The following is a 26,855-nucleotide window of genomic DNA, read 5'->3' on the forward strand; positions in this document are numbered from 1 at the left end:
AAGGAGGCCCCGTTCTTTATAGAACGGGGCCTCCTTTTTTAGAAACAGTTCGTTATTAATTCTCCTGCAATATCAGTGCATTCAGTATTGAGAAGTCGCCGTATGTTGTTGTAGTGGAATGTACAGACAGCCTGATAATTCCATTGGCATCCGGTGTTACATTAGTGATCACTATTTCATTGGAAGTGTTGTCCAATGCGTTTAGTAATTGTTCGCTACCGCCATTGATACGCCATACACCATATTTTGCTTTGCCGTCGGTATTGGTAGCGCTATTGCGGGCAGCATACAGTTTAAGGGTATACGTTTTGGAAGGGTTCAGTCCTTTGAGCAGGAGGTTGTCCATGCCTGGCGTATATCTTAAGCTGTAGTTGAACCAGAAGGATTTTAGCGCAATATCCGGTATCACGCCGCTGTTGTTATTGGTAGAGGTACCGTCCACATCGGAAGCCTGGTTGCCACCCAATACTGACCAGTATGTAGTGGCGCCGCTTACGTTGTCAATGGTCCAGTTGGTGGAAGGGTCTGTGGCAACAATATGCAGACCTCCTGTGGGATAGGTGACGTTAAACCATCCCGGAATAGGGGTGACTGCAGTTTTACTGAAGTGTGCCCGTAAGGTCTTTTTGCCGTTGTTGTTAGGGAACACCTTAACTGTAGATTGCGCGATCAGCGCCTCACCTTCAGCAGTGGTACCGGTAACTTTGAACACGAAGGTGCCATTTGTCAGCCCGGAGAAACTTGCAGACGCGGTATTACCATTGCTGATCGTTGCTGTGTTGGGGCCGGATACCTGGCTCCATTGATAAGAAGTGATCTGGGCATTGTTCACAGGAACGGCAGTCAGCTGCATCGTTGAAAGTAAGGTAGTGGTATCTGTCAGCTTCAGCTGCGGTAGTATGGGTAATGTTCCCATCACGCCAATATCGACAAGGCTGAGGTGCGCGAAAGTGCTACCTGCACCTACTCTCAGCACGATGTCCACGGAGTCCAGTCCTTTAACCTGGTTGAAGGTAATGGCCCGGTTGTAATCCGGTGTTGCGGTGGTGGCATACCGCATATCTGCGGACAGTGCTGTTTCCCAGGCAGCATCGCCCAGTTTTGCCTGCAGGATGCGCGGTGTCGTGGAGGCATCATCCAGACGGGCGCCCCATAGTTTGATGTAATAAGTATTTGTTTTAACGAGACCTTTTATCCGCAGGGTGATGCCATTGGGGTTGATAGACGAATGAAGGAACATGTTGTCATATACCGCTTCCATGGGGTAATCACCTACGGGCACGTTGAAGCCATTGTAGTTGATGGATTTGGTTGCTGATGAACCGAAAGTGCCTTGTGGCAGCCCAATGATCTGCATGCTCATTTTGGTCGCTGCATTGGTAGTGGTTTTGAGTGCTGCAATGGATGATTTGTCAGCAAAACCGGTTACATCTCCTATACCGTACCAGTTGTTCCAGTATTTACCGGAACCATCTGGTGACGGAGTAGGTTTGCCATCCGCCTTACCTGATCCGTTGAGTGTGATAAGGCCATCACCACCCAAATCTACCAGCAGGCGGTAGTTATAGTCATCCACACCGGGATTGGTGGGCGTTGTTTTTTCGTCCAGTACTGCTATGCTGGAGAAGGGAGAATAGCTGCCATCCTGTAATTCTGCTTTCACCCGGAAATATTGTTTTGCCTGGTTATAGCGTATAAAGGACCGTTTGACAATGTTGGCATCCTGTTCTACAGCAAACTGCGACCAGCTGGTTTTATCCAGTGAAGAATCGATAACATATCTTTTAACACCTCTTACAGACTGAAAGAACTCCATCCATTTGTCAAAAAGCCGGGCAGCGATAAGTTGGTTGCCGGCACTGTTGAGATGTATCCCATCACCTTTGTCATATTTGCTGAGAATATTTCCCGTGGCGGCCGGATCTGCCACATCATTATAGCCTTCCACAAAACGATTGGGCCAGATGGTTCTGATACTGTCTGCCAACTGTCTTAACATGTCCTGTTGTGGGGCAGTATAGCTGGTGCGTGGTTGTGTGGTTTCGAAAAATACCGGTATTCCGCGGGCCTGAGCAAGGTTGTCAATGTTTTTTAAGTTGGCAATGCTCTGGTTAACGGATATGTTGGCGGCGGGATCGTTCGACGGCAACGATACAAAAATAAAATCCGGATTAAGTCCCAGCGCTGTTTCGATATTATGACCAACAACGCCGCCCTGTGTTGCGGGTAATACATCTTTGCTGGTATATCCCGCTACGGCGAGATTGTTCCAGGAAGAACCGGCTGTATTATTGCCCAGCCATAGCGAGATCTTGTCTCCCAGCCTGTCCGGAGCATCCAGTCCATAACCTGCAAGGGTGGAGGAGCCGATACCTGCTACTTTAGGTTGCAGGTACAGTGTTTTTGCGTTGGATGTCCATCTTAGGGTATAGGTTTTATCTGCGTTTTCAAACACGCCCGCGCGGAGTTGCAGTCCCTGCGGGATAATTGGATTGCCGGTATTAACACTGCTTCCGTCGAGTGTAAGGTCCATGCCACCTAATGCCTCAATGTATATGTGATCATTGTTTTGCAGAGCAGGATAGAAAGTGATTTTACCGGCGGCATCATCTATTTTAACGCCATTGGAATTACTCCTGTATTGTAACAGACCATTCCGCAATACCTTGATGGTGTAATTGGCCAGAGTGGCATCCTGGTATACAGAGTCTCCGGCTGCGGGATAGCCGGAAGTACCGGCCAGGAACTGCATTTGCCTGCCCATTTTTCTGAACATCGTTTTGCCGTCACCGGTATTGTACAGATACCCTGTCACATCCTTCGTGTTGTTTCTTAATACCAGTTCGGCATTGGTGATTTTTACCGAGTCTCTTTCAACCCGGAGGGGGGATTGGGCAACAGTAGCTATTCCTGCGAGTAGCAGGGGAATATATAGGACTTGTTTAAACATATGGCTGTTTATAAGATGGAAATAATGAAAAGGGTATCTATAAAGAGAAAGCAGCATCTTCCAGTGCTTCTATGTATATTTTTTCGGACTGAACAAGTGCGGGGTAAAAGACAATTTTCCCGGTGGCATTGTCAATGCTTATTCCCTGTTGTGTGTTCGGTTTCTGGAGAAGTCCGTTGCGCCACACTTTTACAGCCTTCTTTACAAGAGAAGAATGGGTATACGAATTTTCCCCATTCGCAGGAAAACCGGTAGTACCAACTGTGAACTGAATGGCGCAACCTGTTTTTTGAAAATTCGTTTTCCCGTCACCTGTATTGAACAGGTAACCGGATGTATTCATTGTCTTGTTGCGAATAACCATCACCTGTGTGGAAATGGTGGCGGCTTGTTTGTTCACGTCCATCCTGGACTGTCCTTTTACCTGCTGCAGGGATACAAACAGGAGGACGCCTACATAATAGCGTATCATGTATTAATTTTTTGATAAAAAAAATAAAGCGTAGATGATCAGGTATAGGTATTCATCTAACGACAATCAAACTGGCATTTCGAAACAATTATATCATGCTTATTCTTTCACGGTATCGGTAAGGTCAAATGACAAGGGTTAATACACATGTTGATATAAAATTACAAAGATTCGTTTATGTTGATGATAATTTTTTTGATAATTTTTTCTTTTCGCTTGAAATGGCTTGTAGTGGCTGAAGTAAAAAAGTTTTTTCAAAATTATTTTGTTATCATTTAAAATGATATACCTTTGATTTCAATCAGAGAAATGCAGAATTTGTAGCTGAGCTGTTGACTATACCGAATATGAAATTTTAGTTTTTGTTTAGATTTATCCTGACTACATATACCTGAGTTTTGAAAATTTTATTGGCTTGTTTGTTTGTTACCTTATTGTTCGTCATGCCCGCACATGCCCAACTGAACGTGTTCAAAGGCGCAGCAGTGAATGATACAGGACACCTTATCCTCCGGCTGGGTTGTAAAGCACCCTTTTTTGTGCCTGTGGAACTTTATGGAAAACGGGATTCAATACCTGCTCCCGTGGTCAGGAAACGTATGCCCGTTAAGGTTATGCCTGACCAGCACAGGGCGCCCTGGATCACCATCCATGGTAACATCTCCTATGATTTATTTTATCAGTCAAATGTTGACACGCCTTATGTGGAACATGATATCTACCAACATACTGTACAAACCGTATTAGACCTGACTGTAAAGAACAGGTATCCATTACATCTGGCTTTTAGCACACAGATGGGAAACTCCAACCTGTTCAGAAATATTACAGGCATCAATCTGCAATACACTAACCGTGATTTGAAACAGATGCTGCTGGCCCGTGCAAGAGAATGGGACAGCAGGAAACTGAAGCAGCTGCAAGAGCTGGACAAACTACGGTCGGCCATTGCCAATGCAGGCGCCAATCTTGCTTCCCTGCGTGCCTGGCTGTCTTCACAGGTACAGCTACAGCGATTGATAGAAGAAAGAGAAAGAAACTTTTACGGTATAGCCGACTCCGTTAAACAGATTGCCGGCGGACTGGGAAATGTAGACCAGTGGCGGAACAAGCTGCGGGTTGATCCAAATCAGATTGCGGATAAATGGAAGCTTAAAAGTAAAATTGATCAGGCTAAAGACAGCCTGAAAAAGAAGCTGCCGGAAAATTCTTTTGAAAATTATTACCGTAAAAAGCAGCAGGAAGCTGATTCGCTGTCAGGGCAACTGGCTGCGGCGGAAACAAAATACCGTGCGCTGAATGCTAAATATGGACAGAAGGCGGCCTCGCTCGTAGATGCGATTACCCATAGCAAAACCAACCAGGAGCTGGTGTCTGCACTGGACCAGATGAACCTTCCGGACAGCATGCTGCCCAAAGGATACAAGACACTATTGTCTGTACGGTCTTTTGGTATCGGAAGAACGATGGTGAATTATTCGGAACTGACAGCAAAAGATATCAGCATCACGGGTGTGCAATTGGAATACAATCCTTCCTTTTATCTGGCGGTGGCCTCGGGTGCGGTGGATTACCGTTTCCGCAATTATATCGTCAAAGAAAACCGGAGCCGCCAGTATCTGAATTTGATACGTGCAGGTATCGGCATGAAAGAAGGCAACAATGTGATCCTTACCTATTATACAGGGAAAAAAGACCTGTACAATATGAATACGCAAGGTGCAGATCCTGCTACCTACGCAGGACAGCACATTATGGGAATAGCGCTGGAAGGGCAGTGGCGGCTGAATCGCTCTACTTTTATCACTGCTGAAATGGCCAAGTCATCGATGCCTCATTATGCCAGGGCTTCCTCACATGAGTCTCCTTTCAATAGTATGCTCAATTTCAGTTCCCGCGATAACGAAGCGTATGCCCTGAAATTTAATACCGTGGTGGAGAAAACACATACCAACGTTAGCGGGATGTTTAAACAGATGGGGCGCGATTTTCAGTCTTTCAGTCTATACACGACCGGCTCAAAACAAACAGCCTGGAACATCCGGATTGACCAGCCTTTTTTTAAGCGGCAACTGACCATTAGTGCCGCTATCAGGAAGAACGATTATGTGACGTACATGATGCCGGCCAATTATCATAGTAATACGGTGTTCAAAAGCCTGCAAGCTACCTGGCGGAAAAAGTACTGGCCGGTGATCACTGTCGGGTATCAACCATCATCACAGCTGATGAAGCTGAGCGATGATCATTTTGTGGAGAACCTGTTTTATACGCTGACGGGTACTGCCAGTCATTACTACAGCCTGCATGGTATCAAGATGAATAGCGTAGTGTCGTATTCGCAGTTCTATAACCGGCAAACGGACAGCAACTTCGTATACTTCAACAGTAAAAACCTGATGGCGTCGCAAACCCTATTCCTGGGCCGTTTTACGTTGAACGGACAACTGTCGGCCGCGGTGAACCAGGAGTATGGCCTGTACGGCGCTGGTGGTGATGTGAGCTGGAAAGTCCTGGACTGGCTGGAGCTGGGCGGTGGAATGAAATACAACCGTCAAACGGTGTATGGTTTATCGCTGCTGGGATATTCCGGTCATTCAAAATTTCGTATACCCTGGATCGGTGAGATTGGATTATATGCAGACAAAGGCTTTATACCAGGAGCCAATAAAAAACTTGTCACAAACAATACTGGTAGAGTAACCTATACCCGGACCTTTTAACTGATTGTATGCCCAAAAAAATTTATGCCCTGTTGATCTGTATGGGCCTGCTACTGACGGAAACCTTGCATGCACAAGTGAGCATGACGGTGCAGCTGCCTCCTGTAGGCGTGCTGGTAAAACCACAATTATGGAACATGGTGCTGGTGAACGCAGGTACACGGTCCACCGGTGTGCGTGTGTTGCTGCGGTTATCGGATGCCAATACCACGCAGCCGGTACTAACAGCTGTTACCAAAACCGTTATCCTGAGCCCAGGCGCTAACCAGTTGCAGGAGAAAGACCTTGCGCCGGTGCAGTATGAATACCTGATGATGACTACTGACAGAAGACCGGAAGGGATGTTGTCTCCGGGCAGTTACCTGGCCTGCTACAGTGTGGTGATTGATGGTGATAAAGCGGGGCAGCCGGCGACAGAAGATTGCATTCCTTTTACGGTAGAACCATTAAGTCCGCCTTTGCTGAATATGCCGGCAGATGCTGCTGTGCTGGACCATCGCTTGCCACAGTTTACCTGGATACCGCCTGCACCGTTACAGCTATTCACCGATCTGAATTATGAACTGTTGGTAGCAGAAGTAAGAGAAACACAATCCGCCGCAGAAGCCATACAGTCCAATATTCCCGTGTATCGTGCACCTGCCTTGCGCCAGGTATTCGCTGCTTATCCATCCGGCGGCGTGCCGCTGGACACAGGCCGTACTTATGCCTGGACAGTAAAAGCATATAACGGGCGACAGTTTGCAGCACAAACGGAGATATGGACCTTCCGGTTGAACAGTAAAGCCCTGTTACCTGAGTATAACAGTCCTTATGTGTCGTTGAAAAGGGAAGTGGATGGTGTCGTGACCAATTGTGGCAATACACTCCGTTTCGCCTATACGAATGAAACCGGTGAACCTGCTGTTCGTTATAGTGTGATATCCCTGGACAATGGCAACCGTGAAATCATGTCCGGCACCATGTCGTTGCGGCCAGGAAGTAATCTGCTGGAGCTGAAGTTGCGTAAAAGTGGCAAGCTCAAGTCAGGTGCTTATTATGCGCTCATACTGCATAACTCGCGCGACGAGCGGTGGAGGATGAATTTCACCTATAACCCGGAGGAAAACACCGTAACAGAATAAACAGAACCCTATACCTATAAATATTTTTCGAACATGATATTGCGATTGTTGGGTAAAACCAGGAAAGTGACTTCCATTGCGTTGCTTTCACTGATGTATGTAGAAGCGATACTGCCCGCCTATGCATTTGGAGGAACGAGACCGGCCAGGATGCCCTACCGGACGGTGAAGGAGGCAAAGATGCCGGCTGCTGTTTCGCCCGTATTACCGGTGGCAGCCGCCACGCCGTCACCTGCTGCACTTGCCCCATCAGGAAAGAAAATGTTTGCCGCAGATTTCGGCGGGCCTACACAACCCGAGACCCAGGGCTTCCATTCAGTTGGTAATGCAAATATGGTGAACCTCTTTACCGGCGATTTTTCCTATACGTTGCCACTGATGGATGTAGATGGTTATCCACTGACAATAGGATATAACAGCGGCGTTTCCATGGATGAAGAAGCCAGCTGGGTGGGCCTGGGCTGGACATTAAATCCTGGTAGCGTTAATCGTAACATGCGTGGGCTGCCGGATGACTTTAACGGAGAGGATGTCATTAAGAAGGAAATCAATGTTAAAGACAATAAAACAGTTGGTGTAACTACCGGTGTGAACGTGGAAGTCGTTGGGTTTCCGAGCCTGTTAAAAGGTGGTGGCGGCATGCAGCTGGGCGTCTTTCATAACAGTTACAAAGGCTGGGGGCTCGAATACGGCCTCAATGTGTCCCTGAATGCAAGCACCCAGGCAATGGGTAAATTTACGGCGGGGTTGTCTTTGCCTAATAACTCACAGGAAGGGCTGACCGTTTCGCCTTCGTTGTCTTACTCAACACCTGAGAAGGAAGAAGTTACTGATAAAGGTGCTTTCGGTGGCGTATTCAGCATTGGAGGGGCATATAACTCCCGCTCAGGCATGAAGGCATTACAGTTTAGTGCCGGCTTGAATCAATACGTAAAGAGCAGCAAAGCCAAAAAAGGGAAGGAGTCCGCCGGTAGTACTTTTTCAACAGACATCTCCTTTGCCTATCCCGGTTTCACGCCCAGTACAGCTATCCCTTTCACCAACCGTATTTTTACCGTGAACACCCGTTTCGGTGTAACGGTCAAAGTAGTGAATACTTCGTTTAACCTGGGTGGCTATGAAACCCTTCAGTATATTGATGAGAGTGACAAGGTAAGGACCTTTCCTGCATACGGTTATCTCAATTACCAGAATGGTGTTGGTGCCAGTGGTAGTTTGCTGGATTTTAACAGGGAACGTGATATACCTTACCGGGAGTTTCCCCCGGTGCCCAATATCGCGGTGCCTTCTTACACCTATGATGTTTTCTCCATTTCGGGAGAAGGCAGTGGCGGTATGTTCCGCGCTTACCGGAATGACCTGGGATATATGCGGGACCCGCTGGTGACCACAAGAGATAAATCGGACCGTTACAGCCTGGATGCCGCATATGGTGATATCGTGCATGCTGGTATTGATCTGACATTTACTCGTAGTTATACCGAAACCGGTATGTGGAATTCCAGTAATCCGCTGGCGTCCAGCCTGGCTTTTACCCGTTCCGATAAAAAATACGAGGCTGCTTATTTCCGTAATCCAGGTGAAAAAACATTGAATGACAAAGCATTTATGGACGCCATCGGCGGCGATGACCTGGTGACGGCCCGCTTGTTCCAGCCGGATAAAAGCTCACCTGTTATTACTACTACCAATAAGCTGATGCGGTATGCCAATAAACGGAATGTATCGGACATTACCCTGCCTGCGGGAATAGTGAAAAAGCAGGAGCGGGAAAAACGTACACAGGTGATCAGTTACCTGACTGCTAAGGAAGCAGGTGAAGCAGGCCTTTCAAAATATATTGACAGTTATGGTTATAACCAGGCTGTATTGAATACTTGTGATGACAAAGTAATACCGGACGAATTTCCTGAACAGGTTTATGGACTGAATGGAGATTTTCATAGAATAATGGATTGGGGAGAACAGACGTTTCAACGCGTGGATACCATGCTCAGTTTTATGAATATTGATAATTACCCCAATAGTTGGCCTTACAGTCCATTTGGCTATGACTACTTCTGGACTACCTGGACCGGCCGTTTACGGGCACCGGTGGACGGCAAATATGATTTCAGGGCAATGATTGATGAGGATTGCCATATATCCATAGAGGGTGTTCCGGTGCTGAGTGCCGGGAACAATAACGGAGGGGATAAAGAGACGTCTATTTACCTCCAGGGGGGCCGGCTTTATAACATCAGGATCGACTATAATAACGAGGAGTCTGAATCGAGGATGATCCTGCTATGGAAATATGGTAATATGACCGATTGGGGCAATATTCCTAAATCCTGCCTCGTGGCGTCTTCTCCCCAGGACAGTGTGAAGCTGGACAATGGTGTTGTCAGGGAACAGCGTGTGAATGCTTACCGTAAGCCACACCATATTTCTGAAATATCGGTGCTCAATAACGACGGACGCCGTTACGTATATGGTATACCGGTATATAACCTCGGACAGGAGGAGGCATCTTTTGCCGTTGAGTCAAACAAGGGAAATCCGGCTACGGGCCTGACCAGTTATTCTGATACAGAGAACTCTAAAAATAATAAGAGCGGCAGCGATAATTATTTCAGTAAGGAAACAGTGCCTGCATATGCGCATAGCTTCCTGCTGACAGGTATCCTGTCCCCGGATTATGTAGATGCCACGGGCAACGGCATCTCCGATGATGATGCCGGCACGGCAGTGAAGTTCAACTACACGAAAGTAGCGGGCATCAATAACCCGCAACTGTGGCGTACGCCCAACAGCGACAAGGCTTCTTACCAGGAAGGACTCAAAACGGATTCCCGTGATGACAAGGGAAGTTATGTGGCCGGCAAAAAAGAATTGTGGTACCTGAATTCCGTAGAGTCGAAAAATATGATCGCTGTTTTTACATTGGAAGACCGCCAGGACCTGACACAGCTTTCAGCTGCAGGTGTCCGTTCCTCCGGTGTGGCAAAAAGGCTCAAACAAATAGATCTCTATACTAAAGCGGAGTTTGCAAAAGGAACAGCTGCGATACCGGTGAAGACGGCGCATTTTTCCTATAGTTATAATTTATGCAGGGAAGCAGACGGCTCAGAGTATTTTGGTAAACTTACCCTGGACAGTATATGGTTCTCCTACAATGGTAATACCAAAGGACGCAAAAACCCTTACGTGTTCCGTTACAACACACATAATCCTGCATACGCTACGCAACAATATGACCGTTGGGGCAACTACAAAAATTCTGCGGACAACCCGGGCGGTTTGTCCAACGCCGACTATCCTTATGTTATACAGGACAGTACACTGGCAGCGCGTAACGTTGCGGCCTGGACAATGGATGAAATAGTGATGCCTTCCGGCGCCAAAACGAAAGTCACCTATGAAAGTGACGATTACGCCTACGTGCAAAACAGGCGGGCCATGCAGTTTATGAACATTGTTGGTTTTTCCCTGACGGAACCTCTTCATACCGGTTATCTTACCAATGCCTTATACAGCGGCGAGGGTGACAATATCTATGTATCGGTGAAAGTGCCGAAGCAGGTGGGAACCTTGGAGGAACTGTATAAACGCTACCTGGAAGGTATTGAGGACCTCAGTTTCCGGTTGAATGTAAAAATGCCGGGAGACCAATATGGACAAGGCAATGAGTTTGTTCCCTGCTATGCAAAGCTGGACAAGGACCACGGCCCTTATTACGGTTCTGTGAACGGTAGTGATATTATCTGGCTGAAGCTGGCCACTATCAATAAAAAAGCTGAGCCGGGAGGCCCATACAGCCCGTTGGCAAAAGCAGCGCTGCAGTTCCTGCGCCTTAACCTGCCATCCAAAGCGTACCCGGGTTCAGATATCGGAGATGATGTGAATGTGGCGAACGTGATAAAAGTATTGGGCAGCATGGTGGACAATGTCAAAAATACGATGAACTCATTTGATGAAAACAGCCGGAGGCGCGGTTGGGCAAGGGACGTAGACCTGAGCAAGTCATTTGTCAGGCTAAATAGCCCCACTTTCAAAAAATATGGCGGCGGTTTGCGTGTAAAACGTATTGTGACTTATGACAACTGGAATAAAATGACGCACCAGGCAGAGTCTCAATACGGACAGGAATACCAGTACACTACTTCCACCGTGATTAATGGAGATACGGTACAGATCAGCAGCGGGGTAGCTGCATATGAGCCTGTTTTAGGCGGCGAGGAAAACCCGTTCCGCCAGCCAGTGTATTACACCGGTCAGGTGGCGGCAATGGCGCCTGTGACCATGGGTTACGCAGAAGAACCTTTCGGGGAATCATTTTTCCCGGCTCCTATGGTGGGCTACAGTAAAGTACGGGTATTGTCTATCAATAAGAAAAATACAAGATCTGCTAATGGCCTGACGGAAAGTTGTTTTTATACCACTTACGATTATCCGACACTGACAGATCGGACAATGATCGACGGAGATACAAAGAAACGTTACAAGCCTTCTATTGATAATTTCCTGAAGATCAATGCACGCCATTTCCTGGCTGTATCACAAGGCTTCCGGGTGGAGCTGAACGATATGAACGGAAAGCCCCGTTCCGAAGCCGTGTATGCAGAAACGGACCCTTATAACCCTGTCACCAGTACTGCTTATTACTATAAAACAACGAAGAAGGATGGTGTAACGCGCCTGGACAACACGGTGCTGACGCTGAATAACCGCGGCGTAGTAAATGCCGCCGCAGTGATCGGGAAAGATATTGAGCTGATGACAGACATGCGCCAGGAACGTTCCGTAACCAACGCCAGTAATCCTAACCTGAATACAGACCTGTTTTCTTTCGGTATTCCGCCTGTGATGATCATCCCCAGCCTGATCATGCTGGCGCAGCGGGAAGAAAACCTGTACCGCTCTGTGGCCATGACGAAAGTGATCAACCGTCACGGTATCCTGGACAGCATGGTGGCGGTAGACAAAGGCAGCGGGGTGTCTACCCGTAATCTCCTGTATGATGAAGAAACAGGAGATGTGTTGCTGACCAGTGTACAGAATGAATACAACGATCCGATGTATCATTTTACCTATCCCAGCGGATGGATGTATGATGGCATGAGCGGCGCGTATAAAAATATCCAGCTGACACTGAATGGTCTTACCTTTTTAAATGGCCGTATTATAAAAGGTTTCCCTGCTGGTAATTCCCTGAATGATTATTTCTATCCGGGAGACGAAATACTGGTATATGCCAAAAGTGGTGTTGGCGGTCCTGAGTGTGATCCATGGATAGCCATGTTCCCTGGTGTTAACCGCATTTGGGCGGTGGATGCCAATATTACCGCCGGAGGCCAGCCGGACATTTATTTTATGACCAAAGAAGGAAAGCCTTTCAATGGAGAAGATGCTACTATTAAGATCATCCGTTCCGGGCGCAAGAATATGTTTGCCGCCGCCGGTGAAGTGACGATGATGTCAAACCCGTTGACAGGCAGCGGGGACGCCTATACGTTTGATATTAATGCAGGCAAGAGAATCATCAATGCCAGTGCGGTAGAATACAAACAGCTCTGGAAAGTGCAGGACAAAAAACTGCCGGTGAAGGTGCCTCCGATATATGAGAATGATATGGTATCGCGGTATTTCAAAGTTGTTTGCCCGGGACAGGCCGTGGATACATTGGTTTTGTATACGGTACCTTTCGGCAAGTATACCGGAAGCACCAGGCAGGAAGCCAATTTGAAAGCGGAGAACGATCTGACCACCAACGGACCTGCTTTTGCAGAGCAGCATAAGCGCTGCGGCTGTCTGAGTCCCGCCAGGTCTAAAGTGTTTTATAAACAGGATTGTGTAGATGCGGTACCGATGCCGTACACCTATACCGTTCCTGCCGGTAAATATCTGCGGGCCACTTGTGAGGAAGCATTGCAAGCCGTTTTGGACAGTATCGATATCAATGGCCAGCTGGAAGCTAACCAGAAAGGTGGTTGCGGGTGCGCGAATCCGGAAATGGGAGCGGGTTTCTATAGTCAGGTATGTACAATGCCGATACCTTACAGATATGTTGTACCAGCGGGTAAATATGTCCGTGCCACCTGCGAAGAAGCGAAACAGGCTGCATTGGATGACATTGCCGCCAATGGCCAGCGGGAGGCTAACGAAAAGGCAGTGTGCCACTGCGAGAATGACGAGATATCGAAGGTGTTCTATAAAAATGACTGTCCGGGTGGTCTGGGTTCTGCGGTAACCTTCACTGTTCCGGCAAGTACATTCCATCGTGTGACCTGTGAGGAGGCCAACAAAGAAGCGCGGGACTACCTAGAAGCGAACGGTCAGGCGTATGCGAATGCCCATGGCACCTGTGAGACATTTTATGTGAAAATGACATCTGAAAACCCGATACGGGAATTGTCAACCACTCCCACAGATAATCATGAATATGATTATTCGGATATAAGGGTGTCTTTCTATAAGGATGCAGCCTGTACTGTTCCGTTGGCGGTTCAAAACCAGGAGGTGTATTACAATATCACTACCCTTTCACGATATATTAACGACCATAGCCCCGGTTCCTGGAACAACGAGAATACTTCGGATCCTGTCAAGGTCATCTGTAATGGTACTTCTCAGTTACTACTGCAGAAGGTAGTGGTAAATCACGTCATGGATGTCAGGAAGTTTTCCAACGATAATGATCCTCGTCTTCCTCCGGAGGAGCAGGTACCAGAGGAGCATTATATCACGACCTATAAGTATCAGCTAAGCTCTGTGCCCGGATTCATTATTGTTAAATAATTAATGTCTGTTATCATGAATTCATTATATAAAACCCTTTTCTTTTCACCACTGGCGTTGTTATTATCCATGACCGCCAGCAGTGCTGGCAGCATTATAGCTGCCGGCGCCCTGAAGCCTGATACCTCCGGCGGATGCTTCAGCGGTGTTACTGAAGTAAGTGTGAATCCCTATACCTATGGCATCGCCGGCAATTGGCGCCCGGCAAGGTCCTATGTCTATTATGGCAGCCGCGCGGAGGAAGATCCGGCGGCCGCCACAGACATACGTAACAATGGCACCATCCCTTCCTTTATCGCTTTCTGGAATAATATGGCCGGTGCCTGGAAACCATCGCAGGATACCAACAAATGGGTGTGGAATGCGGAAAGCACGCTTTTTAATGCCAAAGGATTTGAACTGGAAAACCATGATCCGCTGGGAAGATACAATGCCGGTATATACGGGTATGACAATGCCCTGCCGGTAGCGGTAGTGCAGAACAGCCGTTACCGTGAGTCTTTCGCGGAAGGCTTCGAGGATTACAGCTATGGCAACTCCTGTGATGTTGTCTGCTCCGGCAACCGTACGTTCGATTTTTCCGGCCATAAAGATGCAATGGTACAAGGCAATGCCCATACCGGGCGTTATTCCCTGCGCGTGGAAAGTGGTAAGGACAAGGGCGTCAGCGCTATGGTGGTGTCAACCGATAACCAGGATTTCGCGCTGACGGTCAACCGTAAAGATGCTGCCTGCCGTTATCCGGGGCAGATACTGGAAAGCATCCGGGCCGGTGAGGCTGCGTTGTTGCCTGGTTTCTCTCCATTACAGGGCACACGGCTGTTGGTATCGGCCTGGGCAAAGGAAGAAACTCCCTGTAATTGTATTACCTACAGCAATGCAGGAGTGGAGGTGCAGACAGGAGATAAAGTCTATCACATAAGACCTGTAGGCTATCTTATCGACGGATGGCAACGTTATGAGATGGTCATCGATGTGCCGGCGAATGCCACTACGTTGTCGGTCATCCTTAAATCTACCGGTAATACGGCGGTGTTTTTTGATGACGTACGGGTGCACCCTTTCAACGCCAATATGAAATCATTTGTCTACGACCCGGTGTCACTGCGGCTGATGGCTGAACTGGATGAAAATAACTACGCTTCCTTTTATGAGTATGACGATGATGGAACACTCATCCGGTTGAAGAAAGAAACAGAAAGAGGTGTAATGACCATTAAAGAATCCAGAAGCTCGCTGGCAAAAGAATAAAGATATGAGAAGACTGATCGTCCTGTTTATAGCATTATGGTATAGTACCATTTCTAATGCACAATCGCCTGCTCTGGACCAGCAGTTACAAAAAGCTGTTGCCCTGATGCATAAAATACAGGCCGCAACGATGGCCACACCCTATAATTGCCAGGTGGAATACCGGTACAGCAATGAGTCTACTCCCGCTGTACTGCTGGATTCAAAGAAGGGTATGATGACGGTGGACAGCAGTCGTTATTTCCAGTTTATCGGGAACACGGAGATGTTGCATAACGACCGTTATGATATAGCGGTGTTTAATGATGATTCGCTTATTTACATCACCAACGCAACTGCTGCTACACAAAGCGCACGGCCGTTCTATAATCTGAAGGAAATGTTGAAAGACAGCTTGCTGGCCGGATGTACTATTAACAGCAAAGGGAGTACGAAAACGGTCCGTTTCCTTTTTCATCCCAATGTATCCTATAAGTGGGTTGAAGTAGTGGCAGATACTGTTAAGATGAGAGTGATGACTGTGAACATGGTGATGCGCACATCACTGATGATGAACGGAGCGGAGCCTGGCGAAGGGTACGAGGAATATGCGCTCATGAGCATACGTTTATCTGACTACCAGTCCCTGAAGCCCGGAGCAATAGCCAACATTTTCGACGAAAAAAGATTTTTCCATAAAACGGACAAAAGCCTTATCCCTTCGGCAGCCTATGCCGGTTACCAGGTTTTTTCCGGTTCACCCCAGCTTCAATAGCGTAATGCAATACCTATGTTGAAAAGATATCCTGTTTTATTTATCCTGACCTTCTTCCTGTTGCTGTGTGTAACCGGTCGGGCGCAGAACAGCGTTACTGTAAAACGTGTTCTGGAAGGAAGCAAAAATGAACTGGTTGCGAATGCCACGCTCCAGGTGCAGGACAGCATTTATTTTAATACCGACAGAAATAAGCTGGTACTGCCTTATCAGATCAGAAATGTGATCACTTTTAAGATTGATGAATATAATAAGACCTACCTGCCGGATGCCTATGACGCCAGCGTTACCGTAATGCTGACTTATACCTACCTGGATGGCAGTGGTAATCCACGCCAGGACTCAACGTCTACTTTACTGAAAATCTACAGTGATACCAGCCGTGTACATAATCCCCGTGCCTCCTTTGTGTTTAATAACGCACAAAATGTGGTTGCCAGAATCGTCGATATACAGGTGTCCAAACCCAATGCTATCAAGGCACTGGTGTTGGAAAACGAGATGAATATTCTGCCGGTATACAAACTGGACAGGACGGCCGATGCGGTGAAAAACCTGCAACATAACAATCCGCCTAATACGGATGATACTGACGAGATCCTGGTCACCTGGAATGCGGTGACCGGGGCAGATATGTATGACCTGGAATGGGCTTATGTTGACTACTCTGTGTTATCAAAGTATCAAAGCCAACCTGCGCTGATCTTTGCGAATAACGCCACCCGCGTGAGTGTCAGAGGAAACAGCTACAACATACCGTTGCTGTATGACAATGCCGGTTCTTTATTTGTACGTGTCCGCGCGGTACAGCAACAAAACAAAAAAGCGCGGTTGTATACTATCTGGAACACCGAGGTAAGTGGTGTTTCGGCATTATCGTACGACTTCAAAGGGCACCAGCAGAAGTTAAACTGGCAGTCAGATGTTACCTATGCAGAAGATGGTAAGAGGAAGGCTGTTGTGCAATATTTTGACGGATCGCTGCGTAACCGGCAGACTGTTACCAAAGATAATATCACCCAGCGTACCATCGTTGGTGAGACTTACTATGATCAGCAGGGACGCCCGGCGGTGCAGGTATTACCTTCACCTACGCTTAGCAACATTATCCAGTATAGCCGTAGTTTTAACGTGGCAGCCAGTGGACAGGAGTATGCCAAAGACCAGTACGATTACCTGGCCACTCCGCTGGATTACCGTACTGCCCATGCTGCTCCGCTGGATTCCTTTTTCGGTGGTACCGGTAGATACTATTCATCCATGAACCCGGAAAAAGACAATGGCATTAACCGGTACACCCCCGCGGCAGGAGGTTATCCATTGACAGAAACTGTTTATACGCCAGATAATACCGGCAGGATCGCCAAACAGGGCGGCGTGGGACCGGAGTACCAGATCGCTTCCGGGCATGAAACCATCTATTCTTATGCCGGTGCCGCTCAGAAACAACTGGACGTTATTTTCGGTACTGAAGCAGGTGATGAGAAACACTATTTCAGGAATACAGTACGTGATGCCAATGGCCAGTACAGTGTAAGCTATCTCGATATGCACGGCCGGACAGTCGCTACTGCGTTGTCCGGAAGCCCTGAGAATACCGGCTTGAAAGATCTCGACAGTAAAAACACGGTTACCGTTACAGACAGCCTGTCCACCGCCGGAAAGAACATGGTACAGGACCTCGTGGCCGTATCGCACAAAACCCAGCAGGTGGAAACGAAAGGGAATTATTCCTTTCGTTATTCCTTTACGCCGCCGGTAGTAACGGTCAATTCCTGCGCAGGCACTCCTTTAAGTTATATCGGGTTGTATGAGCTGGAAATCCGTATCACAGACAATGAGAACAACCAGTTGTTGCCCAACAGGGAGCCATATGTGAAAGTGTTGCGTAACTACAATGCCGGGCAGATCGTTGAGAACGGTATTACCCCAGGCCCGGTTGAGGTGAGCTTTGACCTGATGCTTGATAAAGGATCTTATGAAGTCACCAAGTCGCTCCGTATCAGTAAGGAAGGACTGGATTATTATAAGGAGAAACATCTGCCACAGACGGTATGTAAAAGTCTGAGTGAATTTGAACAAGAGCAGCAGGCAGCCACGCCCAATTTGGGTTGTAAGCCGAGTTGTTCTGCTTGTATGGCGCGTTTGAGGTCTTATCCTGATTTCAGGGATATGATGTTGTCGCAGATGGACTGGAATGCTCCTACCGATTCTGTTACTCACCGGAAGGAAATTCAAATGGCCTATGATAAGGCGTTGGAAGACTGTAAGGCGCTGTGCCAGACTTCCAATCTTTATGATGACATGAAAAAGGCACTGTTGCTGGATATGACGGTACCGTCCGGCCAGTATGCAGACCCCGCCAAAATGCGTGATCCGAGGTCAATTTTTTATTCAGACGCGAATACGCAGGCGTTTTATGCCCGGGTGACTACCGATTACCTGGATGCTAATGGACAACCGTCACTGGTATACGACCCGATTTCCGGTTTGAATGTAAGGCCACAGCAGCTGCGGCCTGCCCAATTCGCGGAGTATTTCCAGGCTTCGTGGGCGGAAAATCTGCTGTCTTTCCACCCGGAATACGGCATGCTGGTGAAGTATGAAACGTTTAAGGCGAGCATGGACTGGGACGCTAAGGTAAAGGCAATAGATTCCTATGATAAAGCAAGGGAGACTGGTTACCTCAACCCAACGGGAGACCAGGCTAATTTGCCTTTTCCTGCTGAGACATGGGGAATAGATGCGTTGGCCATTTACGATAATGGTGCATTGAAGGCCGAACTGCAAAATGGCCTGGCGAATTATAAAGACGACCTCTCCTTATGGTCGTTGGCAGCTATTTCAACGGTTTGTGATGCGAAAGATAATGCCTGCCGGGTTAACCGGTCATACACATCGAATGCGATGTACGCAGCCAGTTCTATTAGCACGGGCGACAAAAATATGATGTGGCGGATGTTCCGCGAGCTGTATATCGTTCTTAAGCAGAGAGTAATTTATAACCAGTTACGTGCTGCTTGTCCCAGCTGTCCTACCGATGTTCAATTGATCCAGGAAGGAAGAAATCCCAATTTCATCAATGATATGGGTGCCATGAACAAGGCCTATGGCGACCTGATAACCAACAGCGGCAGCGAAGAAGCCACCCGTACCAAGTCAGATGCATATCGCCAGGAGCAATACAAGGAAAACTGTAAGGTCTATGTAAAAACCTGGCTCAGTCAGTTAAGCAAATGTACCTACTATAGCCCGGCAGCATTAACGAAAATTACCGATGCGCTGCTGGAAGTGTGTATGCAGGGATCAGACAGTGACCACCCCATGGGGGCGAGCTCTGTGAAACCTTCCAGTGGAGCCACGCTCCGGAGCTTTGAGGATGTGATCAATGATTATAACAGGAATAATTATATAAATCAATCGGAGAATTGTAATGGTATGCTGGTGACCATCCCGGCTCCTTATGAGAAAAAGCAGGCGGCTGGTGGCAAACCGATCTTCTCTAAACCTTCCGATTGTGAATGCACCCGGATCAATGCTTTATACAAAGAATATGAAAGCTTTGGCATACCAGCAGGAGACGGCAGTTTTTCCGCTTATCTGCTGCGTACCCGGAAGGTAAATATGAGTGAGAGTGAACTGGCTACTTTGAGGGATGCCTGCAACGGACAGTTCGCTGGCCATTTCTTTACAAATATGATAGAGCTGCCGCCATTGCTGCAATGCAACACTGGCGGAGTATGTGTGACCTGTGTGGATTTTAATGCTGCTTACAACAGTTATGTGACGAACTACCCGTCAATGACACCAAAAGTGCAACCTGCTACTGAAAACGAAGTACAATTCAACCTCCTGTTTGAAAATTACATGAACTACAGGCTTGGACTGAACCGTACGGCGGCTGATTACCTGGCGTTCAAAGACAGCTGTGTGGCCGGTAGTTATACTTCAGACAGCGTTTGTACGGGTTCTGGTGTGGGTGTTATTCCTACTTATACGGTCATGCCTAACCTGGCGAAAGACATGATCGTAAAAGACATGAAACAGACAAGTGATTATGGATTTATTATGGCGGGGTCTGTGGTCAGAAATACCAGTTCCGGCGCTAATGAGGAAGCCTGTGTGATGAAGGTGGATGCGAATGCCAATGTGGTGTGGGCTAAAGTTTACAGCAGCAATGGAAGCGAACATTTTTCCAGGATAAAACGCACAAATGACGGGGGCTATTTATTAAGTGGTAGGTCCACCAAGAGCGGTGGCGTGATCAGTGGCCAGGTGGGGATCATAACGAAAATCAACAGTTCCGGCGTACAACAATGGACAAGGGCGATAGATGCGGGCACAGTTTATGGGGAAGATATCAGGGATGTGACAGAGCTGAGCAACGGGGATATTGCTTTTGCCGGTTGCTATAACCTGACAGCCGAAAAATCCAAGTTCCTGGTGGGTGTCATCAGCGGTAGTGGCGATGTCACCCGCTGGATCAAGAATATAGGAAGAAACGGGATCGGTGATATGGGCTATCGTGTGGAGCAGGACCAGGATACACTTGTATTGCTGGGGTTAACCAATAATGCCAGCAATTTTTACGGCACAGCATTGGTGAAGCTGAACCGGTCCACCGGTGCCATTATCAGCAGGGACCTGTATGAGAATGGTACAACTAAAAACGATATCGGTGACTTATTTAAAATGGATTTTGGTTACAGGCTGGCACTGGTCGAATCCACCAGCTGGAGCAATAGTAATAGTCAGCTGGTAATATTGGACATTAATAAAAACCGGTCAGTCCGTAGTTCAAGCCGTATTTTATCCGGAACGGCAGGTATTGACCGTATGGTTGTTGCTCAAACTACCGATTGGGGGATGATTGTGTCCCCGGTGTATAATACGCCGGATGGTTACTCTTTCTTTAAATTAAATGTTAACAACGATGTATCCTGGGCTAATAGGGTGGTTTATAAAGTAGCACCTACCAATACTGTAGGGGCTGTGGTGCCGATGACAGGTAACCTGTCTTCCTTCGCCCGGATGTCGAGCAATGGTTATTTTGCCGCTGCCATCCACCTCGATAATCATCCAGGAGTACTGGAACTGGATAACCAGGGCCGTGCAGGATGTTCGGACAATACGTATAGTGTTACCAGCTCACCGATCTCATATACGGTGACGAATGAATATCCGCTGCACGTAAACAACCTCCTGACTGATATTAACAAGCCGTTCCTGTTTACCATTACTGACGCAACGCCTGTCACCAACCAGGTAGGTTGTGGTACTATTCGCACCTGTACGAAGATCTATAACGGGCCGTACCTGTGTCCGGTCGTTATAGGTGGCAATGGCCCTGGAACAGCACCCGGTAGCCCCAATGACGTCAACGGCTGTTCTGACAATGTTTTCTTTGTAAAAAGTAAGTCTATTGAATTATACCGCCAGTACCGGGATTCTATCAGCAACAATTTTGAGCAGCAGTACCTGTCTTCTTTGCGGGACGCTTTCAACAAGGAGCAGTTTACCGTAACCCATGATGTATCAGAATATCACTATACCCTCTATTATTACGATCAGGCAGGCAATCTCTTAAAAACGATTCCTCCGCAGGGTGTCCTGATAGACACCACGGTGAATTGGCTGAACCGGGTAAGCGCAGCCCGCGCCGGTGGTCAAACACTGGTACCCGCGCATACCCTGGCTACCAACTACCGTTATAATTCACTCAACCAGGTTATTGCGCAGCAGTCTCCTGACGGAGGGGTGAGCCGCTTCTGGTACGACCGCCTGGGAAGGCTGGCTGTTTCCCAGAATGCGAGACAGGTGCCTAACCAGTACAGCTATACGTTATACGACGAGCTGGGAAGGGTGACCGAAGTCGGTGAGTTGTCGAACAGTGAGGCCATGACACCGGAGCTGGGCCGCAGCCCAAGCCGGCTGGTACAATGGGTGGCCAACGCCGGTTCTTCCCGCAGACAGATCACCCGCACGGTATATGATCAGCCTAATAACCTGATAGCGCCGGTATTGAGCAGTAATAATGTGCGCAACCGTGTGTCTTACAGCATGGTATACGATAATATAGCCGATACCGTAGCTGCCCGTTATATTGCAGCCACCTTCTACAGTTATGATATTCACGGTAACGTAGACACGCTGGTGCAGGATTACAAACGCGGTACCATGGCCGATAGCATGAACCGCTTCAAAAAGGTGATTTATGACTATGACCTGTTGAGCGGTAAGGTAAACCAGGTGGCTTATCAACCTGGCTACAAGGATGCTTTGTACCATCGTTATATTTATGACGCAGAAAACAGGTTGACTAACGTAGAGACGAGCCACGACAGTATTTACTGGGAAAACGATGCTTTCTACCAGTACTACAAGCATGGTCCGCTGGCACGTACCGTTATCGGTCAACAGCAGGTACAGGGTATCGACTACGCCTATACGCTCCAGGGTTGGCTGAAAGGAGTCAATGGATCAGGCGGAGCTACAGATATGGGCAATGATGCCCAGCCTGGTTCGCCGGTGGCCAAAGATGCCTTTGGGTTTACGCTGCATTATTATGGTAACGGCGACTATAAGCCGATTGGAACAGGTGTGAAATCACTGGCTGGTGTGAATACCTTTGCCGGTTTCCGTCCGCTGTACAATGGCAACATCGCAGCCATGGGCGTGCACTTGCCTATACTGGGACAACCATTGCTCTATACTTACCAGTACGATGTATTGCACCGTATTGCCGGCATGGATGCCAACCGCAACCTGGACGCCGCCAGCAACAACTGGGCGCCGCAGCCTATTCCTGACTTCCAGGAACGCGTTACCTACGACGGTAATGGCAATATCTTAAAATACCTGCGTAACGGTAACAATACCTTCGCTGGTAAGCCGCTGCAGATGGATAGCCTGAGCTACTTCTACAAGCCCGGCACCAACCAGCTGGACTATATCCGTGACGCCATCAGCAACACGGCATACGGTTCAGATATAGATGACCAGTCCGCACATAACTACGCCTACGATGCTATCGGTAACCTTATCTCCGACAAGGCCGCAGGTATTGACAGCATCGTTTGGAACGTATACGGAAAAATAAAACGGATACGTAAAACAAACGGCACCGTTATGGACTTCGCCTATGACGTAGCCGGTAACCGTATCAGCAAAAGTGTAAACGGTGTGCAGACACTGTACGTCCGCGATGCAACAGGCAACGTGATGGGTGTATATGCAGCCAATGACAACGAAAACGGAAAAGGACGGCTTATCCAACGGGAAGCGCACCTCTACGGCAGCAGCCGGCTTGGTATGAGCACCCGGCAAGTGGTAGTGGATACCGCCCAGGCGACACTGCCCGCTAAAAATGGCATCGGTATACCCAAAATGCTTACATTTACGAGAGGTGAAAAGCTCTTTGAATTAAGCAACCACCTGGGCAACGTACTGGCTACCGTGTCCGACCGTAAAAAGTCGGTGTCAGCCGATGGTACATCGGTAGATCATTATGATCCGGTTATCAGCGGCGCCCAGGATTATTATCCTTTCGGCTCCCTGATGCCTGGCCGCAGCGGTTACCTCTCCGAAGGAGGATGGACCAGCGGGGGCCCTGGCGGAGTAACGATACCGGCTACACTGACGGTTGACAGTCGCTCCAATAATACACCTGCGGAATATGCCGCTACCGAATGGATTGATTTTGCCCCTGGATTTGAGAGTGGTATCGACGATGCGTTTGTAGCGGTAATTAAAGATGCCGGCAGTGTACCTGGTGATGGCGGTAGTGGCGGAACGGATGGTACTGCGAGGGGTTATAGGTATGGGTTTAACGGGAAGGAGAATGATAATGAAATCAAGGGGGAAGGGAATCAGCAGGATTATGGGATGAGGGTGTATGATCCGAGAGTGGGAAAGTTCTTGAGTGTGGACCCGCTAACTTCAGCTTATCCATTTTATTCTCCTTATTTATATGCAGGTAATAGTCCGATACGTTTTGTTGATATCAATGGAGAAGGACCTGGCGATGGGCTAATGGCATTTGTTAGGCTAGCTTATAAAGCTCCCATTGTTCTAACCAAGTATGCATCCGATAAGTTTGCACAAACTAATGCTGGAAAGGCAACTGGTAAAACTGCTGCTCAAATCTATGTGTCTACCTTAGGGGTAGTAAATGGCTCTACGATGTTATTGAGCTTCGGATTATACAGTACTCCATATGAGAGATTGGGACTGCCTGAAGAGTATAGAGGATGGTATAATGGAGGAACATTAGTAGGCAAATCTCAACCACTTCCTGAAGCAATAGTTGGTCCAGGTGCGGGCGCATCTCCTAGTTTTTCCACCCCTTCGGGTAGAAACGTAATTGGTGCGACTAGACCAAGTGTAGTGCCTAGCACATATGTTTATTCAAACTCGACTAATAACAACGGGAATGGTTCCGGAGGAGAGTCAAATGGAGAGGGAGGGAGCACTAATTATAAAAGCCCTCTAACTGGTAGACATTTGGGTTCAAAGATTAATCAAAAAAGCCTTGCGAAGGAATGGAATACAGTATCGGATGGCTCATTCGAATTTAAGGTTGATGTGGATGCAATAAATGCAGGTAAGGCTGAAAGAGTTGGAAATGAGTTTCATATTAATAATAGGATATACGGTGAGCATGACGGTACATTATATCCAATATCAGGAGAGGGCTTATACAAATTAGATAGAGGCGCATTCAAGGCCTTAGGTCTTTTGAATCAATTTGGGAATACTGAAAGAACTCGAACGATAATGCAGAGTATGAAAATGGAGGAAAAAACTATAAATCAAGCAACAGAAGTTTATAACAAAATAAATAAATCACATTAGATGTATAATCTCATAATTGAAGATTGTGTAAGTCAATCAACAATCTTACATGGATTTACTGCTTATTTTGGTAATGGAATCTCAATAAATTGGATTGAGTTTGATAGCGTGTCAGATACGGATGTTTTGCTTGAATATATATTGATTAAAGGGGACTTTAATGTCAGCCTGAATGTATATACTGAAATGGAAATTGAACTACCGAAATTAGCTGGTTTTATTAGTATGAGTCTACATACTGATATTATTATCAGTGATGAAGGACTTGATCCATTTTCTTGGATTCTGATTAGTAGCGATGGAACACATAAAACTGTAAGTCAGATTGCTGCAGATGAAAATGAGTTTAGAATAAAAAGATAAAAGATATTAATCCTAAATTTTGCTGACGCCTTTTTGCGATGTTCCAAGTCTTTTTAGTTGTCTAGCTCATCTACATGGAGAATATATCGGCCACAGTACGGGGCCGGCTTATTCTCCATGTAGATGAAAACGAAATGAATAGTTATTATTATATGCTGAGTGTAGTTTTACCAGAGGATTATGGTGCTTTAGGATAGTACGAGGAAGATTTCTGTCGGCGTATATAGGTATGGGTTTAACGGGAAGGAGAATGATAATGAGGTGAAGGGAGAGGGGAATCAGCAGGATTATGGGATGCGGGTGTATGATCCGAGGATAGCCAAGTTCTTATCTGTTGATCCATTGACACAAGAATATCCATGGTATACACCCTATCAGTTTGCAGGGAATACACCTATACAGGCGACAGACAGAGATGGGGCTGAGGAAGAGTTGAGTCAGCTTGGTAGCGCTTTAAGGCGTAATGCAGCACTACAAAAGGCAAAGGCTGGAGAAGTTGGTATTGGTGAACCTAGTACAGGAACGATAAAAGCTACAGTGCCTAACTGGGGTGCCAAATGGAAGGCATGGAATGATAGTAAGTCGCCTACTCATACCGTTGGATTTTTTTCCAGGCTTTTATTTGCTGCTGTTAATGATGCTAAAATTGCTTATGCATCTGCCGTTGATGGTAAAAACCATGCAGTGGGAATTGATAACGGAGTTGTTAGTGATTATAAGGAGCGTGTAGGGGCGGGTTTGAATACTATATGGTTATTTAATCCATTAGCTGGTGGGGAGGCTCGATTGGAGTCTGCTCTGGCTGACGTGCTTGTGGTAGTTGGTAGTGCAGGAAGGACTCAACAAGTTAGTAAACGTTTAACTGTTCATAATGCAGAAGGGTATAAATGGAGCCTAATGGACATTAATGCGAGAAATAGAGAGTTTAGTGCCATACGTCAAAACTGTACTAACTGTGTAATTGCCCTGGATGCTTTTTAAAAGGGTTTCCTGCGTCTGCATTATTTTTGGAGAAAGGACGTGCCCCTAGTTTTTTGGAAAATTATTTTGGAAGAAAGTTTACTTATAATCTAACGATTGATCAAATTAAAGGCAGAGTTGGTAAGCCTGGTGATCTGGGAATAGTTATTAGCATAAGAGGAGGTGGATCGGCGCATGTATTTAATATTTACAATAATAGAGGAATTATCCAATTCTTGGACGCTCAGACAGGAAAGGTTGCTAATTTGAAGGATAATTATAAAGTATTCGGACTACTAAGGACAAACTAATATAATATGTTATCGAAAGGAGATGCATTAATAATCCTTCAGAGAATGTTGGATGACAAAGGATTAACTGAGCTTATGCTTTTTGATCAATATACGATTGAGGCAGAAACGTATTTTGTATTTTTTTGTAACTCAAAAAAGTTTTATGTATCGGGGGATTATTCTGATATGATAATTGAGAACACTATATTTATTCTTAATCGAAGTGATGGTAAAATGTACTATACCGCAACGGCTGAACCTATTGAGTATTATATAGAACTTTTTGAAAAGGGGGAATTACCTCTGTTGTATTCACCTGGCTAATCGCAAAT

The 26,855-nt window shown here is 47.0% G+C and carries 12 protein-coding genes; 10 read left to right on the top strand and 2 right to left on the bottom strand.

Annotated features, from left to right (window positions below; all coding sequences use genetic code 11):
• Positions 1–55: 55 nt before the first annotated feature.
• A complete protein-coding gene (locus HHL17_RS09845) occupies positions 56–2,950 on the bottom strand; it encodes an SGNH/GDSL hydrolase family protein (RefSeq protein ID WP_169224550.1) in 2,895 nt (964 codons plus the stop codon).
• 37 nt (positions 2,951–2,987) lie between these two features.
• Positions 2,988–3,422, bottom strand: coding sequence for a hypothetical protein (locus tag HHL17_RS09850; RefSeq protein WP_169224551.1), 435 nt, complete (start codon positions 3,420–3,422; stop codon positions 2,988–2,990).
• Between the two features lie 443 nt (positions 3,423–3,865).
• On the opposite strand from HHL17_RS09850, the gene HHL17_RS09855 reads away from it, so the two are divergent.
• From HHL17_RS09855 to HHL17_RS09900, 10 genes are all read left to right on the top strand, one after another.
• Complete coding sequence (locus HHL17_RS09855) at positions 3,866–6,145, top strand: hypothetical protein (protein WP_169224552.1); 2,280 nt, start codon at positions 3,866–3,868, stop codon at positions 6,143–6,145.
• 8 nt (positions 6,146–6,153) lie between these two features.
• Entirely contained in the window at positions 6,154–7,269 is a 1,116-nt protein-coding gene (locus HHL17_RS09860; RefSeq protein WP_169224553.1) for a hypothetical protein, read from the top strand.
• A gap of 33 nt (positions 7,270–7,302) precedes the next feature.
• Positions 7,303–14,049, top strand: a complete 6,747-nt coding sequence (locus HHL17_RS09865) for a DUF5977 domain-containing protein (protein ID WP_169224554.1) — start codon at positions 7,303–7,305, stop codon at positions 14,047–14,049.
• Positions 14,050–14,064: 15 nt separating this feature from the next.
• Positions 14,065–15,300 (top strand): hypothetical protein, encoded by a 1,236-nt coding sequence (locus HHL17_RS09870; RefSeq protein ID WP_169224555.1) that lies wholly within the window; start codon positions 14,065–14,067, stop codon positions 15,298–15,300.
• A gap of 4 nt (positions 15,301–15,304) precedes the next feature.
• Positions 15,305–16,054 carry a hypothetical protein gene (locus tag HHL17_RS09875; protein WP_169224556.1) on the top strand — a complete coding sequence of 250 codons (750 nt, stop codon included), beginning with the start codon at positions 15,305–15,307 and terminating at the stop codon, positions 16,052–16,054.
• 15 nt (positions 16,055–16,069) lie between these two features.
• Positions 16,070–24,907 (top strand): RHS repeat-associated core domain-containing protein, encoded by an 8,838-nt coding sequence (locus HHL17_RS09880; protein WP_169224557.1) that lies wholly within the window; start codon positions 16,070–16,072, stop codon positions 24,905–24,907.
• Positions 24,908–25,270 (top strand): hypothetical protein, encoded by a 363-nt coding sequence (locus HHL17_RS09885; protein WP_169224558.1) that lies wholly within the window; start codon positions 24,908–24,910, stop codon positions 25,268–25,270.
• 207 nt (positions 25,271–25,477) lie between these two features.
• A complete protein-coding gene (locus HHL17_RS09890) occupies positions 25,478–26,251 on the top strand; it encodes an RHS repeat-associated core domain-containing protein (RefSeq protein ID WP_317166570.1) in 774 nt (257 codons plus the stop codon).
• 53 nt (positions 26,252–26,304) lie between these two features.
• Positions 26,305–26,541, top strand: a complete 237-nt coding sequence (locus tag HHL17_RS33940; protein WP_394353271.1) for a toxin glutamine deamidase domain-containing protein — start codon at positions 26,305–26,307, stop codon at positions 26,539–26,541.
• A gap of 6 nt (positions 26,542–26,547) precedes the next feature.
• Positions 26,548–26,847, top strand: a complete 300-nt coding sequence (locus HHL17_RS09900) for a hypothetical protein (RefSeq protein ID WP_169224561.1) — start codon at positions 26,548–26,550, stop codon at positions 26,845–26,847.
• Positions 26,848–26,855 lie beyond the last annotated feature (8 nt).

Origin of the sequence: Chitinophaga fulva (genome assembly GCF_012927205.1) — a bacterium.
GTDB classification, from domain to species: Bacteria; Bacteroidota; Bacteroidia; order Chitinophagales; family Chitinophagaceae; genus Chitinophaga; species Chitinophaga fulva.

Bases quoted from the DNA above. Each gene is read 5' to 3' on its own strand.
- HHL17_RS09880 (WP_169224557.1), top strand. From the start codon at position 16,070: ATGTTGAAAAGATATCCTGTTTTATTTATCCTGACCTTCTTCCTGTTG.
- HHL17_RS09870 (WP_169224555.1), top strand. From the start codon at position 14,065: ATGAATTCATTATATAAAACCCTTTTCTTTTCACCACTGGCGTTGTTA.
- HHL17_RS09845 (WP_169224550.1), bottom strand. From the start codon at position 2,950: ATGTTTAAACAAGTCCTATATATTCCCCTGCTACTCGCAGGAATAGCT.
- HHL17_RS09875 (WP_169224556.1), top strand. From the start codon at position 15,305: ATGAGAAGACTGATCGTCCTGTTTATAGCATTATGGTATAGTACCATT.
- HHL17_RS09855 (WP_169224552.1), top strand. From the start codon at position 3,866: ATGCCCGCACATGCCCAACTGAACGTGTTCAAAGGCGCAGCAGTGAAT.
- HHL17_RS09885 (WP_169224558.1), top strand. From the start codon at position 24,908: ATGTATAATCTCATAATTGAAGATTGTGTAAGTCAATCAACAATCTTA.
- HHL17_RS09865 (WP_169224554.1), top strand. From the start codon at position 7,303: ATGATATTGCGATTGTTGGGTAAAACCAGGAAAGTGACTTCCATTGCG.
- HHL17_RS09860 (WP_169224553.1), top strand. From the start codon at position 6,154: ATGCCCAAAAAAATTTATGCCCTGTTGATCTGTATGGGCCTGCTACTG.
- HHL17_RS09900 (WP_169224561.1), top strand. From the start codon at position 26,548: ATGTTATCGAAAGGAGATGCATTAATAATCCTTCAGAGAATGTTGGAT.
- HHL17_RS09850 (WP_169224551.1), bottom strand. From the start codon at position 3,422: ATGATACGCTATTATGTAGGCGTCCTCCTGTTTGTATCCCTGCAGCAG.